The sequence below is a fragment of the Nostoc sp. FACHB-888 genome (assembly GCF_014696655.1).
Lineage (GTDB): Bacteria > Cyanobacteriota > Cyanobacteriia > Cyanobacteriales > Nostocaceae > Nostoc.
The window spans coordinates 39,425-57,999 of record NZ_JACJQM010000026.1 but is presented as its reverse complement, the minus strand read 5'-3'; the positions used below and the strand labels follow the sequence as shown (position 1 = coordinate 57,999).

14 protein-coding genes are annotated in these 18,575 nt (G+C 42.9%); 9 read left to right on the top strand and 5 right to left on the bottom strand.

The annotated features are described in order from the left end of the window. Positions 1–87: 87 nt before the first annotated feature. Positions 88–1,236 (bottom strand): DUF3800 domain-containing protein, encoded by a 1,149-nt coding sequence (locus H6G26_RS17775; RefSeq protein WP_190730506.1) that lies wholly within the window; start codon positions 1,234–1,236, stop codon positions 88–90. Between the two features lie 51 nt (positions 1,237–1,287). Further along, positions 1,288–1,608 carry a hypothetical protein gene (locus H6G26_RS17770; protein WP_190730505.1) on the bottom strand — a complete coding sequence of 107 codons (321 nt, stop codon included), beginning with the start codon at positions 1,606–1,608 and terminating at the stop codon, positions 1,288–1,290. A gap of 201 nt (positions 1,609–1,809) precedes the next feature. Between H6G26_RS17770 and H6G26_RS17765 the strand changes: the two genes are divergently transcribed. After that, positions 1,810–2,688, top strand: a complete 879-nt coding sequence (locus H6G26_RS17765) for a phosphodiester glycosidase family protein (protein ID WP_190730504.1) — start codon at positions 1,810–1,812, stop codon at positions 2,686–2,688. Positions 2,689–2,834: 146 nt separating this feature from the next. Here the strand turns inward: H6G26_RS17765 and H6G26_RS17760 are convergent, their stop codons facing one another. Then, a complete protein-coding gene (locus H6G26_RS17760; RefSeq protein WP_199326953.1) occupies positions 2,835–5,132 on the bottom strand; it encodes a glycoside hydrolase family 10 protein in 2,298 nt (765 codons plus the stop codon). A gap of 271 nt (positions 5,133–5,403) precedes the next feature. Here H6G26_RS17760 and H6G26_RS17755 point away from each other — a divergent pair, with 271 nt between their 5' ends. Together H6G26_RS17755 and H6G26_RS17750 are read left to right on the top strand one after the other, a co-directional pair. Further along, on the top strand, positions 5,404–5,715 hold the full coding sequence (locus tag H6G26_RS17755) for a threonine dehydratase (protein WP_190730503.1): 312 nt from the start codon (positions 5,404–5,406) through the stop codon (positions 5,713–5,715). Between the two features lie 166 nt (positions 5,716–5,881). Further along, positions 5,882–6,163: a tetratricopeptide repeat protein gene (locus H6G26_RS17750; protein ID WP_190730550.1), complete on the top strand. Its 282-nt coding sequence runs from the start codon at positions 5,882–5,884 to the stop codon at positions 6,161–6,163. A 69-nt stretch (positions 6,164–6,232) separates the two neighbouring features. Here H6G26_RS17750 and H6G26_RS17745 read toward each other — a convergent pair whose 3' ends face one another. Then, positions 6,233–6,442, bottom strand: a complete 210-nt coding sequence (locus tag H6G26_RS17745) for a hypothetical protein (RefSeq protein ID WP_094352741.1) — start codon at positions 6,440–6,442, stop codon at positions 6,233–6,235. A gap of 367 nt (positions 6,443–6,809) precedes the next feature. Between H6G26_RS17745 and H6G26_RS17740 the strand changes: the two genes are divergently transcribed. Together H6G26_RS17740 and mutL are read left to right on the top strand one after the other, a co-directional pair. Beyond that, positions 6,810–7,859 (top strand): adenosine deaminase, encoded by a 1,050-nt coding sequence (locus H6G26_RS17740; protein ID WP_190730502.1) that lies wholly within the window; start codon positions 6,810–6,812, stop codon positions 7,857–7,859. 831 nt (positions 7,860–8,690) lie between these two features. Further along, positions 8,691–10,373, top strand: coding sequence for a DNA mismatch repair endonuclease MutL (gene mutL, locus H6G26_RS17735; protein WP_190730501.1), 1,683 nt, complete (start codon positions 8,691–8,693; stop codon positions 10,371–10,373). 186 nt (positions 10,374–10,559) lie between these two features. On the opposite strand, the gene recN is transcribed toward mutL, so the two are convergent. Continuing rightward, positions 10,560–12,308, bottom strand: coding sequence for a DNA repair protein RecN (gene recN, locus H6G26_RS17730; protein WP_190730549.1), 1,749 nt, complete (start codon positions 12,306–12,308; stop codon positions 10,560–10,562). 260 nt (positions 12,309–12,568) lie between these two features. Between recN and H6G26_RS17725 the strand changes: the two genes are divergently transcribed. The 4 genes from H6G26_RS17725 (at position 12,569) to H6G26_RS17710 (ending at position 18,574) form a co-directional block, all read left to right on the top strand. Further along, complete coding sequence (locus H6G26_RS17725; RefSeq protein WP_190730500.1) at positions 12,569–14,560, top strand: AarF/ABC1/UbiB kinase family protein; 1,992 nt, start codon at positions 12,569–12,571, stop codon at positions 14,558–14,560. 97 nt (positions 14,561–14,657) lie between these two features. Next, positions 14,658–15,659: an ABC transporter substrate-binding protein gene (locus H6G26_RS17720; RefSeq protein ID WP_190730499.1), complete on the top strand. Its 1,002-nt coding sequence runs from the start codon at positions 14,658–14,660 to the stop codon at positions 15,657–15,659. Positions 15,660–16,059: 400 nt separating this feature from the next. Beyond that, on the top strand, positions 16,060–17,604 hold the full coding sequence (locus H6G26_RS17715) for a sugar ABC transporter ATP-binding protein (RefSeq protein ID WP_190730498.1): 1,545 nt from the start codon (positions 16,060–16,062) through the stop codon (positions 17,602–17,604). A gap of 22 nt (positions 17,605–17,626) precedes the next feature. After that, positions 17,627–18,574: an ABC transporter permease gene (locus tag H6G26_RS17710; RefSeq protein WP_190730497.1), complete on the top strand. Its 948-nt coding sequence runs from the start codon at positions 17,627–17,629 to the stop codon at positions 18,572–18,574. The last annotated feature ends 1 nt before the right edge of the window (position 18,575 follow it).

Genomic DNA, 18,575 nt, shown 5'->3' with positions numbered 1-18,575 from the left:
ATCTTAAAGTAGGCATCGCCCTTTGGAAAAAACTTTTTGGTTTACTGAAATTTTGTAGAAACTAATGGGTTACTGGTAGACATAAATCTAAATATTATTTTGTTCAAACAAATTAAAGCGTAAATAATAGTCTACTAATATTATGAATTCTGACATATTTTCTAATAAAGGTATTTTTTTAGCACTTCGACGAACTAATTCTTCTAATATTAAAAAATTTCTTTTAAATGGTAGTTGTTCTGGTTCTAAAAAGTCTAATTCCGGGAATACAGATATAGTGTCTATTACAGATTTAGATAAATAGTTACTCCATTCTTTTGGGTAATTTGCGTATTTACCTTTTTGATTTTCTTTTAGTATAAATGTAGAAACTCCTGAAAATATATCTGCTAATTGTATTCCGTGATATTGCCGAGAATCAACAAATTCAATGTTATCTGCTAAATTATAACTTATAGGAGTTGCTTGATTATTAAGCTCCCAGAATGCTTGGGTTTCATTATTAATCATGGGATTAAAAAAAATAGACTGTTCTTGTAAAGGTTTAGACCTATCGCAAAAAACTTTTAACTGTTTATATTTAAGTCCCCATTGAGCTAAAAGAAGATGAAGCGCACTGTTACTAGCATCTAAAATCCATTTTTCTACTCCAGAACCTTTTAAAGATTCTAATTCTTTCTTAACTATATCTCTATTAAAAAGACAAAAATCTCTAATTGCTTTAAGATATGGTGAAATTCCATCTAGCTCTATAGAACTAAACCTGGAAAATAAATCATCATCACTTTGATTGAGTATAAATTTATAAAACTCTTCAAATATTTCCTCTGCATATTTATTTAAATGCTCAAATTCAAAGTATAAAATATTGCTAACGTATTTGTGAAAATTAAGTTCATAAAATAACTTATTGTTACTTGATATGGTAGGCTCAAAAACATATTCAAAAAACTTACAGGCTAAACTATATTTTTTATGATGTATACTAATTTTAGTATTGTCGTGAAATGTAGAGAGTATTTGTGTGATTATTTGTTTGCCTTTACTGTTTTTAATAAGACTGCTAAATTTTAATTCATTTTGAATCTTATTATCTTTAATTATTTTTGTAACGAAATCTTTAGCTTCCTCATAACTAATAGCAACAGTAGTATATGCAAAATAAGGATTATCTTTATCCAAAAGATTATTGCCTGTGAATCCAGACTCATCACAATAAATTTCTTGAGTAGTCATTTAAATTATAAAAATAAGGTTTCAAAAGTATTTGAGTCAAGAAGCGTACAATTAAAAGCTGTTACTCCCTGTATTTGATGTCTGTTTAGGGTCATAGCTACCCTGATAAGTCGTATCAATTCTATATCCTGGTAATACTAAAGCAATTCCAGTGTTAGTGTGAATTTTACTGGGATATTTATAGGGAATATCATCTGGTACGTTCCCACCAATGCGAAAACTAAAACCAAATAGCCATATATACAAACCAGGTAGTAGTAAATCCATGCTATATGCAATAGCTCTCATTGCCTCATTTTCTTTGAAAGAAGCAGAATTTCTGGCTATAGCGAATTTTTTGGAGATATTTCTCAGGTTTGTAGTTTCTAACATGGTCTTAATTTCAATCCCAAATAGGGATCTAGTAAGTTTCAAGGGTTTCAATCCCTGTAAAGGAAATGGTTTCGCAACCTACCCTATCATGATATTACGCTAGTTTCTAAATCTAGAATGTGCAATATTGTTCGCCGCGATCACGTAACGTCCTGATAGCATTAACGGCATCTGAGTTCATTGGATAGCTAAGGTTAAAATGTGAGAAAAATTAAACTACTGGGTTTGGTATTAATTAGTTTGGCAATGGTGTTGTGGTTGAATTTCCGTTTCTCAACACCGTCAATATCGACTGTTGCATCTTCACCACCAAAAACTATCCGCTACTTCAAGCGCACTTTGCCCCAAAGCATCGCTCACATTCTCTTAATTCCAGCTAATAGCAGATTTTTGGTAACTCCTGCACTATCACAAAAGGTAGCCACAGTAGAAGAATTTGCCGAGAAGCATCAAGCCTTAGCTATTTTGAACGCAGGCTTTTTTGACCCAGCCAACCAAAAATCTACATCCTATGTCATCCTCCAAGGGAAGTTGGTAGCTAACCCCAAGGAAAACGATCGCCTGGTGAACAATCCCAACTTAAAATCTTATTTGAGTCAAATTTTCAATCGCACAGAATTCCGCCGTTACTCATGTGGACAGACTGTTCGCTATGATATTGCCCTGCACAATGCGTCACAGCCAGCAGGTTGTCGGTTAGTCGATGCTATAGGTGCAGGCCCAAGCCTGTTACCAAAACTTACTTTAGAAAAAGAAGGGTTTGTAGATAATGCCAATAAACGAGATGCACTTGGCAGCAACCAACCCAACGCCAGAACTGCCGTGGGTATTACCCGTGATGGCAGCGTTGTTTTAGTTATGGTGGCTCAAAAACCCTCGGCTTCTGCTAACTCTGGAGTATCCTTGCCAGCACTAGCCGATTTTATGAAAACTCTTGGTGCTGATAAAGCGATGAATCTGGATGGGGGAAGTTCGTCTTCACTTTATTACAATGGCAAAACCTTTTACGGGAAGGTTGATTTAGAGGGAAATCCTATCAAGCGTCCCGTAAAATCAGTTTTGCTGGTTCAGGAAAACTAGCACCGCAACGCGGAAGTCAAAAGTCAAAATTCAAAAAAATTGTATTCCGAGCTTCTTGCACCATTTGAAATGGTATGTTTATTTACGCCATGCTTTACTAGTGGTCTGTATCATTAATTTTGAGAGAGGAAGTCTTTATTTTTCTCTTACCGTCGGCTGCGAAAACCCTGTCTTCCATTAACTGGGTCAAAAAGTACATCGTATTTATCAAAAAAGGCGATGCCAGTATTTATAAATACAGGAAGTTCTGCCTGTGGTGAGATACTCAAATTCCAGCGATTAAATCCGTCGCGGGTTCCTGGTGTTAGGGTGTAATCAAAAATGCCATTAATTGCTACTTTCAGAGCATTTGCTGAACGTAACACTCCTGGTTTGAGTTTACCTGCTGTAGAAGCTGACTTGAATTCAGTTAAACCATTAATAGCTCCAGTATCAGTGAGCATTTTGCCATTACAAGAATTTTTAGCAGAACTCCCAGCAAGAGTTAGACAAACTTTGCTCAGTTGAGAGTCCCATCTATTACCAGGTACACCATTGATTTCGCTTTGTTTACTCCAAGCAGCCATTTTGAAACCTGCTTGATTATCAGCAGTCAAACCAAGGATTAAACTGCCATTCTTATTACTACCACCATTTCCATTGACAATAAATCCGTTACTCAGATTGCCTGGTAATTTTCTCAACGGATTATAGAGGAGTGACTTTTCAAAATAGTTGACACCGATAATACCGGAAAATGGTACACCACTCTTTACTGAACAATTAGGCTTTTGGGGAATACATTGGCGACTAGTAACAATCTGTACCGGAACAGGTTCTGCGGCGGGAAGTAAACCAAACCGGACATTAGTATAAACTAATTCTCCTTCTAGGATAGTGCCATCACTCAATACTTCCTTGATATTTTGTCCTGTTCTGCGGATAGGAGCATTACCTAAAAACTCTTTGGGAACTCGCAGCCCTGCTGAACCTGTATCTAATAAGATACGCTTTGGCTGACCATTTGCGATCGCCATTTCCAGAAAATAGCCGCGAACACGTTGACCGAGAGAAGGTTTTGTATATAAAGGTAGGGATATAGTATCAAAAGTTGGCTTGCGGGGTGTATTTTGAGAGATGTCCCGCAACGCTGGATTTGGGAAGAGAGCCGCAAATGCTGACTGTCGTTGCGCTGCTGGTTCAGGCGCAATATCCCAAAGGCTTTCGTAGTAGAAAAAGCCAGTACCTAAACCGCGTTGCTGTGCTGCTTCTACCTGGGATTGGATTTGTGGCATGGAAACTGGGCGATTTCGTAACCCCGCCATAATACCGATACCAGTTGGGATGACTTTTTGGGTTTCTAAAATTTCTGGGCGGGTAATTTGAGCGATAAAACTTTCTAAATCATTACGGTATACCTGCATGACTAACTCATCAACAATACCCAACCGTACCCAGTTGAGCCAGTCTTGCAGTTGCAACTTGTAGGCAAAATCATAATAATTAGGAGAAACCGAGAAAATAGCATTCGGTTTTCTGGCTTTCACGGTTTGGTAGAGGTGTACCATGAATGCAGTGATTTTATCTGCCCGCCATTTTATCCATGCTTGAGCTTGAGGATTAGTTGGGGGAGGATTACCAGTTTCTTGAGTATATAAACTAATCGTGTATTTATCGTAACCAAAATCCACAGGTAAACTCATGTGGTCGTCAAATTGAACGCCATCAGCATCGTATTGAGTAATGACTTCCGTCACGAGTTCGGTGATAAACTTTTGCACTTCCGGGTGAAAGGGATTCAACCACGCTACTTCACCCGCAGCACTAATTGAAGTTTGAGTCCCATCTGGCTTTTGTGTCAGCCAATCTGGATGCTGAGATGCGAGTTCCGAACTTAGGGGAACCATGAAACCAAATTCAAACCAAGGTATTGCTAGTAGCCCTTCTCTGCGGGCCTGGCTGATAATGTCTGCAATCACATCTTGTCCATCTATTCCCTTAAAGAAGAAGGGAATACCTTTTTTTTGCATGATGGCACTGGGATAATGTGTATAGCCATCGTTCCAAACTACGGGATAAACAGTGTTAAAGTTTAGCTGCCGCAGTTGGCTCATAGCTGCTTGCACCTTTGAGCGATTTCTAAAAACACTAAAATCGTTACCACTCAGCCACACCCCCCGAATTTCCTGACGTGGTTGAGGAGGTAGTTGGGCAACAGCAGGGGCAAAGCTGTTGAGTAGCAAGACCGCAACGAATGATATCAGACATAATAATGGCAGCAGACGCTTCCTTAAAAACCACCAACCTTGATGAATGAAAGGCGATGTCTGGCGACTAGCTGCAATACCAGACGCTTTGCGTAACTTACTGCGACATAGGAGTAAGCCTCTACGCACAGGCTTAAACAATAAGTTAGTTAAAGTAGCATTAATTTTTATGCTTTTTTTCCAGAACTGAGTTGTCATTACTTCTGCTTACTAAATGAGGTTAATTGGTTATATATTCATGCCATATCAAGGTTAAATTCTTACACCAGGAAAACTGATACAGTAATTTAGCTGCAAGATAGTTGACGCAGTTATAGGGTTAGTGGTGCCAAGTATAAAAGTTTCAAATGTAACTTGTAATATATTTTCGCTGCTCTCACGCCTACGCCTGGTAGATTTTTTGCATAGCACCATGCCTCCTATTGGAATTAAGTCACAATGATAATAGGCAATCATAGAGGGTGCTGTTATGTTTCGTCTAACTCAAACTGTTCGGAACTTGTTCATTCGGATTCAAGGCTTCTTTGGTGTTTTATTCCAAAATGGTTCCAATTTTTTCGGAAATTTCTTTGGTTTTTTTGGCAACCTGTTTGGATTCAATAGCTCTGGTTATTTCTTGGAATCTGATCAGCAGCAAGGTATAAAACAAGCTTCTGCAAAAGAGCAAATTGAAACGAATCAGGATAACACTCCTAAAATTTCCGCCACTACCCGCCGTCGTTCTAATGCCAAAATTGATGACTATTTCCTCAATATGGCTCGTGATGTGAAAAAGAACTAACAAAAGCAATTAATTGGATGATGATCTTAGTAATGCCTTAGCGTACCACTCCGTGGAAGCAAGCTACGCGGAGCGTTTCGTAGAAAAGCTCGCCGTAGTCATCGCTTTGCCAGGGTAAGATCATCTCAATTAGGGTTGACATAAAGATAAATTTTATAGAGCGAATATTTCTCAATCAGATCCCCGACTTAGCATTGGCGCTGTCTACTCTGATTTAGGAGAAAAACAAGAAGCGCTCAAACATTACAACCAAGCTTTAACCATATTCCGTGCAGTGGGGCATAGGGCAGGGGAAGCCAACACCCTCAACAATATTGGTATCAGTTTGCTCAAAAACTTCCGCCTGCACTGCTATAGTCTGAGGGCGTTTTTCTGCAAAATTATCCAGCCACAATTAACAAATTTGTCTGTGCGTAGGCGTAGCCCAACCCAGGCATCGCACCTTTAAAATAACTATATCCAGCTGAGGCTGGACAATAGCTATAAATATTTTTGAGATTGAATGTTTACTTGATTTTTAACTTACTAAATCAACTAAGGCGTTGCTCTGAAAGCGGACTATAGATGAAACTGAGCAACCGCGATAATTCTCAGAGGTGAATACTGATAGTGTGATATTAGCTTGACCGGGATCTAAAATGCGTTTTACCTTGCAGGTTTGCATTTTGTTGTTGCAGTAAGCAATAATGCGATCGCCAGCCTTGACTTCCAACGCTTGAATTTTCAATTAATACCAACCTTGCCAGGAATTTGCTTCGTTAAAGGAAAAATATATTGTTATATTTCACTTTTTTTAACAATAGCAATGTTTCTTTAAGTATAACACAAAAATTAAATTTTTTAATCTTATCAATTTAATCTTGATAATGTCAAGTTTATTTATGCTCAAAACACTATATAAATGCTGGATTTTCAGAAAATAAGGATAAAATCCTGACCTTCGCGCAGCCTCTAGGCCGGAAGCCTCATCTGAAAAATCCAGATGGTGGGAAACTTCCGCTCCAGAGAATTTAGAGCTAAATTTTTTCGAGTCCAAATTTTTTCCTTCTATGTTTTTGTTACAATCGATGAAATTTTTACATAAAAATACCACTATGGCTTTATATGCTGAATTACATAGGCACTTGGGCGGCTCGGTCGTACCAAGAGTTCTATGGCGATATTTCGAGCGACATTCTTCGGAGTTGATTTCCCGCTTTGATGACTATTCACAATTCGAAGATTTTTACACCCGTCCACGCAACACCCTGGATGAGTATCTAGAATTACACACTCTGGTAGAAAGTGTGCAAACTGTGGAGACTTTGCCTTACTTTATCTATCGCTTGGTGCGGGGCGCTTACATTTTTGAAAATTTGGCTTATCTGGAGCTGCGCTACACTCCCTATTTGCGGACACCTGAGCATCTGAGTCAATCAGAAAGAATTGACAAGATGGCAGAAATTGTACAAGTCGTAGGGCTTGCCAGCCACCAGCCAGAATATCCGATTGTTACTAACCAAATTCTCTGTATGCACACGCGCCTACCTTATGAGGTGAACAAGGCGATTGTTGATTTGGCGGCGCAAAATAAGCAGTATGTCTGTGCAGTAGATGTAGCGGGGGGTGATAGCTATTATGCCGATCGCTTAGAAGAATGGATTAGCTTATATGATTATGCGCGATCGCAGGGCGTTAAAACCACCGGACATCTATATGAAACGACTGCTGGCTGTTACCCCGAACTCTTACCCTATCTCATGCGAATCGGTCACGGGATTCAAATTCCCCTACTATATCCAGAGTTACTTAAGGATGTCGCAAGACGCGGACAGTGTTTAGAGGTTTGCCCCACAACTTACCTGAAAACTGGTACTCTGCAAGATATCCGTCAACTCAAATTAGTTTTTGACCGTTGTTTTGAAGCTGGGGTAGATATCGCTATTTGTACCGATAATGCTGGGTTGCACAATGTGCGTCTGCCATTTGAGTATGAGAATCTCTTGACTTACAACATTATCAGTTTTGCACAACTACAAGCTTGTCAGGATGCAGCTTTCCGTCATGCTTTTGCTTGGCCTTACAGTCAACGTCCCGCATCCCTTTTGAACGGTTTACTGAAACCTGAACCGCCTAAAGTTTTGGCAACAAAGGATAATAATTAACCATCACCTAGAGGTAAGCAGAAAGTAAGATGATTTAATGTTAACTAATGTTGCAATCAGTTAGTTTTGATGATGCTGTAGAGAAAGCTGTAATGCACAGTAGATACCTTACAAAAGTCAATGTTTTAAAGATTAAACCACAGATGCACACAGATAAGGTGTTACGCATTTAATTTGTACATTTACCTGATGACTAATGACTGATGACGGTTAACACTCAACAGTTAACGACCATCAAGAGTGTTTATATAGTTTAGACGCGCATCAGCTTAATTTGTCGGTGTTTATCTGTGGTTCTCTTTTCGCTGATTCTGATTTTTGCTAAACCTATCCCACGAATAATATTTTGTTAAGATTATTTGTGAATATCATAATTCACCCAGTAGCTTAAGGGTAACATCTAGGTAACATAAAATAAATCCCAATTACACATACACTCAATAGTGTTGCGTTAGTTCTTGGTTCTGGAGTTCTCTGCGGTGTCTGGAAGCAGGGTAAGCGCATCTAAATTATCTTGACAAAATACCATCTTAATGAATCAGCATATAAGAGAATATTTAGTCAATTGCTGAGAATATTTTTAACCTGTTGAACTATAAATTGAGGATGAACAATTTGCTGTATTAGACAAGTGGATGTAAACAAACTTGCCTTTCTGAAAATTTGAAATTTCTAGCAAGTAAGCATAGAATAGCAATTTGTAATTCGTAGTTCGCCATAGATGCTACCACGTCAGCGAGAAAAATTTCTTGTAAATTTGTCTCCTCATCTCGCTCAACTTCCTCACTCCTCCCCACTTCTCTTGCACCCGGAAGCTATAAACTAGAATTTATGGCATCTACTATTCAAGCTCTACCAACAGAAGTCGTATATCTCATTACAGCTGGTGAGGTAATCGACTGTTTTGCTTCTGTGGTGCGGGAATTGGTAGAAAATTCCTTAGACGCAGGTGCAACGCGCATTGTGGTTTCTTTATGGCCGCAGCAATGGCGAATTCGTGTGGCAGATAATGGTTGTGGAATGAACCTAGATGATTTGCAGCAAGCAGCCACAGCCCACAGCACTAGTAAAATTCGCTCTAGTGCCGATTTATGGAAAATTAACAGTTTGGGGTTTCGTGGTGAGGCGTTACACAGCTTAACGACTCTGGCAGATTTGGAAATTTTGAGTCGTCCTGTGGATGGAAAATTAGGATGGCGGATTAGCTATGGCAATGGCGGGGAAGTTGTGCAAGTTGAAGTAACTGCGATCGCACCTGGTACAGTGGTGACAGTTTCTCATCTTTTCGGTAATTGCTCATCTCGTCGTCAAGGATTGCCCACAATCGCACAGCAAATGAAAGCCGTGCAAGCCACAATTCAACAAATTGCTTTATGTCATCCCCAAGTCACCTGGCAAGTTTGCCAAAATGACCGTCAATGGTTCACCATCTCTCCTGCTAAGACAACTGGGCAGCTGCTACCGCAGATTTTACCCCAGGTGCGACAAGGTGATTTGCAAGAAGTGAAACTCGAAATACCCAACCCGCATAACTCCCCACTCCCCACTCCCCACTCAGCACTCAATTTAGTGGTAGGATTACCTGATCGCTGTCATCGTCATCGTCCAGATTGGGTGCGTGTAGCCATCAACGGCAGGATGGTTAAGACACCAGAACTAGAGCAAACAATATTATCAGCATTTCATAAAACATTACCACGCGATCGCTATCCAATTTGTTTGTTACATCTTGCGATTTCCCCTGAGCAAATTAATTGGAATCGCAATCCAGCAAAAACAGAAATTTACCTCAACGAAATCATTTATTGGCAAGAGCAAATTACCCAAGCAATTAACCAAGCACTCAGCATCTCTTCTAACAATCTCAATGAAGCTGTCCACACAACACGAGTTAGTAAATTACTCAAAGTTGCAGAAGCAAAAGGCGGCTACAATTTCAATCCTCAAAATCCCAACGAAAATCACAAAACTCCTAACACCTTGAAAGCTGTTGCTCAAGTTAGTAACACTTATATTGTGGCGGAACACTCTGGGGGAATGTGGTTAGTAGAACAGCACATTGCCCATGAGCGAGTTTTGTATGAGCAATTGTGTGATGATTGGCAACTTGTTCCCGTCGAACCACCAATTATTCTTTATCAATTATCGCCAGCGCAAGTATCGCAATTGCAACGCATCGGTTTAGAAATAGACCCCTTTGGCGAACAACTTTGGGCAGTGCGAAACATACCCGCACCTTTGCAACAACGAGACAACTGTGCAGAAGCAATTTTAGAACTTAGTTGGGGAGGCGACTTACAAACAGCCCAAGTAGCTGTTGCCTGTCGCAGTGCCATTCGTAATGGTACACCTATGAACCAACAAGAAATGCAGACACTTTTAGATAATTGGCAACGTACTCGCAACCCTCGCACCTGTCCCCACGGACGACCAATTTATTTATCTTTAGAAGAATCAGCTTTAGCCCGGTTTTTCCGGCGTAATTGGGTAATTGGTAAAAGTCATGGAATTTGATGTTTTCAGTAATGCCAATACTAGACCACGTAGCGCGTATGTTAGTCGGGGTCTAAATCCCCATCACTTGTTAAATCAGTGGTGAGTACAGAGCTAACACTATTGAGAAATAAATTTTTGAAATACACGATGCGATCGCTTTCCTCGGATGCTTTTGATCAAAGCTTATAGAGTTACCTAAACTGGTTAAGTTTGCTCCCCGCGACGGTGGTCAGCAGCTTGTAATAACAGAGATTCTGCAAAAGCGATCGCATCACTTGCAGATTTACCACCAGCTAACTGTGCTAGTTCTTCCCGGCGAGTATTTAAATTATCTAATGTAGTAACTCGCACAACAGTACGCTGCTCAGTGTTACCATTGTTGGCTTTTTTCCCTTTACCTTGATTGACAGTTTGCTTATCGACGCGGAAATGCCGATCAGCCATTGCCGCAACTAAAGGCTGGTGAGTAACACACAATACTTGGTTACGTTGACTTAGCTGGTGTAATTTTTCCGCGATCGCTTGAGCTACCCTTCCCGAAACCCCGACATCAATTTCATCAAATACCATTGTCCCAGCTGCATCAACCTGAGAAAAACAAGCTTTCAGCGCCAATAAAAAGCGGCTCATTTCCCCGCCAGAGGCAATTTCCATTAAAGGTTGCAGTGGTTCTCCAGGGTTGGGACTAAACATAAAGGTAATTTTATCTGCTCCCATAGCAGTTGGGAAAGCAGGCACTATCTCAACCTGAAACTTCACCTTTTCCATCGCTAGGGGCTTGAGTTCAGCTATCAAACGTGATTCTAAATTAGCAGCCGCTTTACTCCGTAGTTGAGTTAACTGATTAGTTGCTTGGGTGAGTTTTTCAAAACACGCCTTTTCTTGCTGTTCTAGGTTTTCGATAGATTGTTCGCTGTCGTTAAGTTGGGCTAATTCCCCTTGAATACGTTGGTAATAAGCGATCGCTTCTGTAAGTGTCGGCCCATATTTGCGGCAAATTTGCTTTAATTCCTGAATCCGTTCTTCCACCTCTTCCAACCGATGCGGATCAGCTTCCAATCCATCCCCATAGGCATTAATCTGCCTTCCCACTTCCATTACCGCAGCTTGCGCGTCCCTCACCAATTCCAATAGGGGTTGCAATTGCGTATCATATTCCACCATGTCATTTAATATCGCCTCACTGTCTCCCAATAAATCACCTGCGGCGGGAGTTTCATTATCGTTTTGATACAAAGCCTGATAAACCTTGTAACTCATCTGTTGCAAATCAACGACATGATTTAGGCGTTCCCGTTCTTGTCCCAATTGTTCCAATTCATCAGGTTCGCCCAGATTTGCTGCTCCCAATTCTTGCACTTGATAAGTGAGCAAATCGAGTTGTTGCAACCGTTCCCGTTCCGATGTCCGGCGTTTTTCTAGTGCTAAATGCGCCTGTTGGTAACTACTGAAGCTCGTAGCGACCCGATGACGCTGCTGCATCAGAGAGTCACCCCCATATAAATCTAACCAGTCGCGGACTTGGGCAGATTGTCCCACTTGTACCGTTTGGCCTTGGGCTGTGATTTCCACCAAGCGATCGCGCATTCCTCCCATAATCTGCCGATTTACCAACACGCCATTCACCCGCGATCGACTACGGATATTAGTAGCAGTGGCTGTAATTTCTCGGCTAATGACTACGGAATTTTCATCAAGCAAATCTATTTCTTGTTCGGTCAACCAAGCTGCTAGAGGGGCGTTTGAGGTGAAAGTAGCTTCTACCAATGCCCTACTTGTCCCTGTGCGAATGACTCGACTAGAGACTTTACCGCCCAAAACCGCATCAATGGCATCCAAGATAATCGATTTTCCAGCGCCAGTTTCACCTGTCAACACATTTAGTCCCGCGCCGAATTCTAATTCCAGTTGGTCAATTAGGGCAAAGTTTTCAATTCGCAGGCAAAGCAACATCAAGCCAAATTCTCCATGAGGGCAGATGCCAAATACTTCCAACTTACAGGATAATAAGTCTCATCTTTTAGCAACTAGCAATACCTACTACTATTGAACTAGTATGCCCATTTAAGTGTAGCAAACCACTGGGTACTGGCGATTGGGTACTGAAAAAGAATTATTTTAATTCTAATGCTCAATGACTAATGGCCTATGTCCAATTCTTCAACATATTGTTACAATCCTTAATGTGATCGTTCTGACTGGTGGCCTTCTTCATGATTGTTAAGACACTTCCCCCTAGTTCCCGACCGATTCAGGAGGACAGTCGCAACGGCACAAATAGCCGAGGCGAACTGGACGTTATTGATGTAGTGCCAGAAAATGGTACACCAAGCTTAGTTGTGCGCTCGCCAAGACTCTTAGCAGCCCAACAGTTGAGAACAACAGCTCAACCTGAGATTCTTTACGATCCCGTAGGCATAGCGGCGCATTACCAAAACAGAAAAATGCAAGTTTTACGGCGGATTTTCGCCGTGTTGGGGCCAGCTCTATCCTTTGCTTTTGGGTTGTGGTCGGATAGTAAACGGGGAATTGTCGTCAAAAATGACCGCCGCCGAGCCACCCAGCTACGAGTATTGCTGACCCAACTGGGGCCTGCTTACATCAAAATTGGGCAAGCTTTATCTACCAGACCGGATCTAGTTCCTCCCGTATACCTAGAAGAATTAACTAAGCTACAAGACCAATTACCGCCTTTTCCGAACGAACTTGCTTACCAGTTTATCAAAGAAGAACTAGGTGCGCCTCCAGAAGAGGTTTACGCGGAACTTTCAGCCCAGCCAATTGCTGCGGCTTCTTTGGGGCAAGTTTATAAAGGTAAGCTAAAAACTGGTGAAGAAGTCGCCGTTAAAGTCCAACGCCCCGACTTAAGAGAGGGGATTACCATTGACTTATATATCTTGCGTAATCTCGCTGCTTGGGTACAGAAAAAGGTTAAACGGGTAAGAAGTGACTTAGTTGGGATTCTGGATGAATTAGGTGATCGCATTTTTGAAGAGATGGATTACATCCACGAGGGTGAAAATGCCGAGCGATTTTTCCAGTTATACGGTCACATGAAAGACGTATATGTACCGAAAATTTACTGGGAATATACCAATCGTCGCGTCTTGACGATGGAGTGGATTAACGGTACTAAATTAACCCAGACAGAAGAAATTAGCGCCCAAGGTATAGATGCTCGTTATCTAATTGAAGTGGGTGTGCAGTGTTCCCTGCGCCAGCTGCTAGAACATGGATTTTTCCACGCAGATCCCCACCCTGGTAATTTGTTAGCAACAACCGATGGTAAGTTAGCTTATCTCGACTTTGGGATGATGAGCGAGATTAAGCCACCACAGCGTTATGGTTTGATTGAAGCGATCGTCCACGTCGTTAACCGCGACTTTGAAGGATTAGCAAAAGACTACGTTAAGTTAGATTTCTTATCACCAGAAACCGATTTAACACCAATTATTCCAGCTTTTGCCAGAGTCTTTGCTGATGCCCAAGGAGCCAGTGTTGCCGAACTTAACATTAAAAGTATCACCGATGAACTATCGGCTTTGATGTATGAGTATCCTTTCCGTGTACCACCCTACTACGCTTTAATTATCCGCTCCTTGGTGACGCTGGAAGGTATTGCAATATATATAGATCCTAACTTTAAAGTTCTCAGCGAAGCTTATCCCTACGTTTCTAAACGCCTGTTAACCGATCCAGCGCCGCAATTAAGAGCATCATTGCAAGATTTGCTCTTTAAAGATGGCAGATTTCGTTGGAACCGCTTAGAAAACTTGTTAAAAAATGCGCGTAATAGTCAAGACTACGACTTTAATTTAGTGCTGAATCAGGGGATAGAATTTCTGGCATCTGAACGCGGTGCTTTTATTCGTGACAAGCTAGTAGATGAATCTGTTAACGGACTCGATGCTTTAGGTAAAAATGTTTTGCATAACTTCACCTATTTGCTGCGGGAACGCGTTGGGTTGACAGCAGTTAATGAAACTCCAGCGGCGACAGTTGAGCAACAACAAACCTTAGAGCATATCAAACGTATATTAGGTATTCTTAGAGAAACACGAGGCTTTGACCCAGTGCAACTTGCGCCGCAAATTGCCCAGTTATTGGTAAATTCAGATGTGCAACGTTTGGGTCAACAAATTGCTAACCGCTTCACACAAAAGGCTGTAGCCAGGTTAATCCGGCAATTATTGACAGCCTATTAAGCTGATCCCATCTCCTTTTAGGGGATGGGATAACACGAAAGACTGTTGACTGTTAACAGTTAACAGTTAACAGTTAACCGTTAACCGTCAGTTTTAGATGAAGAATGAAACCTGTTTTAGATACTCAGGTGTCCAAGTCTATATTTCAAGATTTCTGGTATTTAGCGCCTACGCTGTGATTACTGTTGCGGCTTTCTCGCTGTCTGGCTGTGTACGCGAGAAAACGAAAAAAATTGTCGGATTTTCGCAGACGGAAAACATCGGCCCGTGGCGCATCGCCGAAACGAATAGCATCAAAGAAGAGGCCGCCAAACGTAAGGAAACTTACGATTTCTTGATGACCGATGCCCAAGGGCAGACATCGAAGCAATTTTCTGATATCGAAGATTTGATTGCAAGACAAGTCGATGCCATATTTCTTGCGCCACGCGAATATGAGGGTCTTACACCTGCTCTTGAAGCAGCGAGAGCGGCAAAAATACCGGTATTTCTCATCGACCGTGAAGCTGCGGGAAAACCAGGTGAGCATTTCGTCAGCTTTCTTGGATCGGATTTTATCGTCCAAGGTCGCCGCGTTGGCAAATGGCTGGCTCAAGCTACTGATGGCAAAGCGTTTATCGTGGAACTCACCGGAACAGCCGGATCATCGGTCGCAATTGATCGGGCAAAGGGATTTCGTGGTGCGATCGCCAGTTATCCTAATATGAAGATCATCGCCACACAGACGGCAGATTTTTCGCGGGCTGCGGCTGTGCGTGTAATGGAAAACATCATTCAGGCTAAGGGTTCTGATATTACCGCAGTGTATGCTCACAATGATGAAATGGCATTGGGTGCCATCCAGGCTCTCAAGTCAGCAAGCATAAAGCCTGGTAAGGATGTGATCGTCGTTTCAATCGACGGTCAAAAAGCCGCCCTTGAGGCGATTATTCGCGGCGAACTTGGTGTGAGTGTAGAGTCAAACCCGCGTTTTGGCCCACTTGTTTTCGCTACGATGGAGAAGTATTTTGCCGGCAAAAAGATTCCTCCTAGAATAATTCTTGAGGACAGACTCTTCGATGTGACAAACGCCAAAGATTTTGTGGATGAAGCATACTAGTATCGCAAGGCGGAAGTCAACAAAGAGGCAGGGGGCAGGGAGCGGGGGGAAATGCCCCCTGCCGTGTAATGAAGGGGGGAACATGGGTCTGAGTCCCCACGGAAGTCGCTTATTTTTTCCGATCTATACTAAGTAGTCTCTGTCTTATAAATAAAAAAAGATAGCTAGGAAATATGCTGAACCTCGACGATGAATAAAGAGGATGACTATGGTGCAAAATAAAGGATTTCCACTATGGGCTATCAGGACAAAAATTAGGTAAATCCTAATACGGTTGAGTTAAGGTTAAAACTCCTTGTCAAAGTCAATTTTTTTAACGTAGCCGCAGGCGATCGCAGAGGCGCAGAGAACATAGAGAGATGGAAAAAATGCTTAACTGAACCGTATTGAGGTAAAGCCGATGACTCAGGCAACCCGAAGTGTCTTGTGTATGAGGGGCATAAAGAAAAGTTTTTCTGGCGTTTCGGCGCTCCAGGGGGTCGATTTTGATCTAAAGGCAGGGGAAATCCATGCACTGGTTGGAGAGAACGGTGCTGGCAAATCGACACTCATTAAGATTATGACGGGAGCATATCGGCGGGACTCCGGTGTTATAGATTATAACGAGACTCCTGTCGCATTCCAAAACCCAAACGAAGCGCAGGCGGTTGGCATCGTAGCCGTCTACCAGGAGATCCAACTCGTGGGTTTCCGAACTGTTGCTGAGAATATTTTTCTTGGCAGAGAGCCGCAGCGCTTTGGGATTATTGACAGACGGCGGATGAATACCGAGGCGTCCGAGATATTGGAGCGCCTGGGGTTGCATATCGACCCGCGCTTGGTAGTTGGTTCGCTAAATATTGCCCATCGGCAAATGGTAGCGATCGCGCGTGCCATATCTTTTGGTGCGCGGGTGCTTATTCTCGATGAACCCACGAGTTCGCTTACTGAAACAGAGGTTTCCGTTCTTTTTGATGTCATGCGGCGGCTAAAGTCGGAAGGCACAGCCATCGTTTACGTCAGCCACCGTTTTGAAGAACTCTATACCGTGTGCGATCGCGTGACGGTTCTACGTGATGGGCGCAACATTGTAACGCGATCGCTGACCATGCTCAATCGCCTGGAACTCGTCTGTCATATGCTCGGCCGCGAACCAGAAGAGGTGAGCAAAGGAGTCACGGCGTTTGCAGGGCGATCGCAAAATGCGGTAGGTCGGCCAGTGTTGCTGCAAGCGGAAGCTCTCAAATATAAGAAACGGCTTGATGGTGTATCGATTGAAATCCGACATGGCGAAATCGTCGGGCTTGCGGGTTTGCTCGGCTCTGGTCGAAGTGAAACGCTGCGTGCTCTGTTCGGGGCTGAACCGCTTGAAGATGGAACCGTAAAATTTGAAGGTAGTCTTTTGTCCCTGCGTGATCCTCATGATGCCATTGACGCTGGGATAGCTTTCCTTTCAGAGGATCGGAAAGCGGACGGCATTATCCCTGAGCTTTCGGTGCGAGAAAACCTCACACTCGCTGCACTACCGAACCTTACACAATGGGGCATCGTTTCCCGGAAACGACAGAACGAACTAGTTGATCGTTTCATGCAGCGCCTTGGAATTAAGGCGACCAGTACCGAACAGAAGATCCACGAACTATCGGGCGGCAATCAGCAGAAGGTTCTTCTGGCACGATGGCTGTGCAAGAATACAAAACTTCTTCTCCTTGACGAGCCAACTCGTGGTATAGACGTTGGTGCAAAGAGCGAGATCCAACGGCTGATCGCCGAACTAGCAAAGCAAGGGCTGGGGGTTCTGATGATTTCGTCGGAAGTGGAGGAGCTAGTTGAAGGTTCGCAACGTGTGGTCGTTCTCCGTGACGGGCAGTCAATCGCCCAACTCAGTGGCGAACAGAAGAACATCAAGACAATTCTGCACGTAATGGCGGAAGGTGCAGATCGTCAGGAAGCCGTCGATAGATAGTGTGAAACAGAATAAGACAAAAATGGATAGCAAGAAGTCTGATCGGGGTTGGGGAAACCTGTGGAACCCAAACTTCGGTGCATCTGCGGCGCTTTTAATTCTCTATGTTGCGAACGCCGTCTTCACCCCACGTTTCGCTACAGTTAGCAACACCCTGAATATGTTGCTCCAAGTATCCACGACAATGTTTATTGCCGTTGGGATGACATTTGTGATTGCCTCGCGTGGAATCGATCTCACGGTCGGCTCTACTATGGCATTGGTTTCAGTCATTGTGGCATTGTTTATTAAGTATGGGATAACTGTTGCCATCTCGTTTGCCTTGTGTGTTGCTCTGTTGGTTGGTCTTCTCAATGGCTTTCTGATCTCACGCTTGAAACTTGACGCCCTCATCACTACCTTGGCGGCTCTGATCTTATGGCGTGGGGTCGCTCAGGTAGTCGGAGACGGTAAGCTTGTTCCCTTTGTACATCCCACCTTTGAAGCGCTCGGAAAGGGTTATCTCGGTTTTATACCAATTCAGGTTGTAATTGCCGCAGTCGTCATTGCAGGGGCCTTCTTCTGTATCCGCTCTACGCTTTTTGGGCGTCATATTGTTGCAGTTGGCGGCAACGAAGAGGCGGCACGCCTTGCAGGCATCCGTGCGGAACGGGTGAAATACATCGTCTATATAATTAGTGCCCTGCTTGCGGGGCTAGCCGGACTGGTCGAGACAGCGAGGCTCGGTATGGGCGATCCTAGTAAGGTTGGTGTCAACGCCGAATTCGATGCGATCGCAGCTGTTGTTGTTGGCGGCACGCCGTTCTCCGGTGGCCGTGCCAATGTCCTCGGAACTGTTGTAGGAGCCTTGCTGATGCAGGTGATCTCCACGAGTTTCAATATGCTCCTGATTCCCTTCACCTGGTCATTAGTTTTAAAATCCGTAATCATTCTTTTCGCCATTTTTTTACAGCGTCCTAAGGAGGTTTAAC

Bases quoted from the DNA above. Each gene is read 5' to 3' on its own strand.
- H6G26_RS17775 (WP_190730506.1), bottom strand. From the start codon at position 1,236: ATGACTACTCAAGAAATTTATTGTGATGAGTCTGGATTCACAGGCAAT.
- H6G26_RS17770 (WP_190730505.1), bottom strand. From the start codon at position 1,608: ATGTTAGAAACTACAAACCTGAGAAATATCTCCAAAAAATTCGCTATA.
- H6G26_RS17760 (WP_199326953.1), bottom strand. From the start codon at position 5,132: ATGACAACTCAGTTCTGGAAAAAAAGCATAAAAATTAATGCTACTTTA.
- H6G26_RS17755 (WP_190730503.1), top strand. From the start codon at position 5,404: ATGTTTCGTCTAACTCAAACTGTTCGGAACTTGTTCATTCGGATTCAA.
- H6G26_RS17740 (WP_190730502.1), top strand. From the start codon at position 6,810: ATGGCTTTATATGCTGAATTACATAGGCACTTGGGCGGCTCGGTCGTA.
- mutL (WP_190730501.1), top strand. From the start codon at position 8,691: ATGGCATCTACTATTCAAGCTCTACCAACAGAAGTCGTATATCTCATT.
- recN (WP_190730549.1), bottom strand. From the start codon at position 12,308: ATGTTGCTTTGCCTGCGAATTGAAAACTTTGCCCTAATTGACCAACTG.
- H6G26_RS17725 (WP_190730500.1), top strand. From the start codon at position 12,569: ATGATTGTTAAGACACTTCCCCCTAGTTCCCGACCGATTCAGGAGGAC.
- H6G26_RS17720 (WP_190730499.1), top strand. From the start codon at position 14,658: ATGAAGAATGAAACCTGTTTTAGATACTCAGGTGTCCAAGTCTATATT.
- H6G26_RS17715 (WP_190730498.1), top strand. From the start codon at position 16,060: ATGACTCAGGCAACCCGAAGTGTCTTGTGTATGAGGGGCATAAAGAAA.
- H6G26_RS17710 (WP_190730497.1), top strand. From the start codon at position 17,627: ATGGATAGCAAGAAGTCTGATCGGGGTTGGGGAAACCTGTGGAACCCA.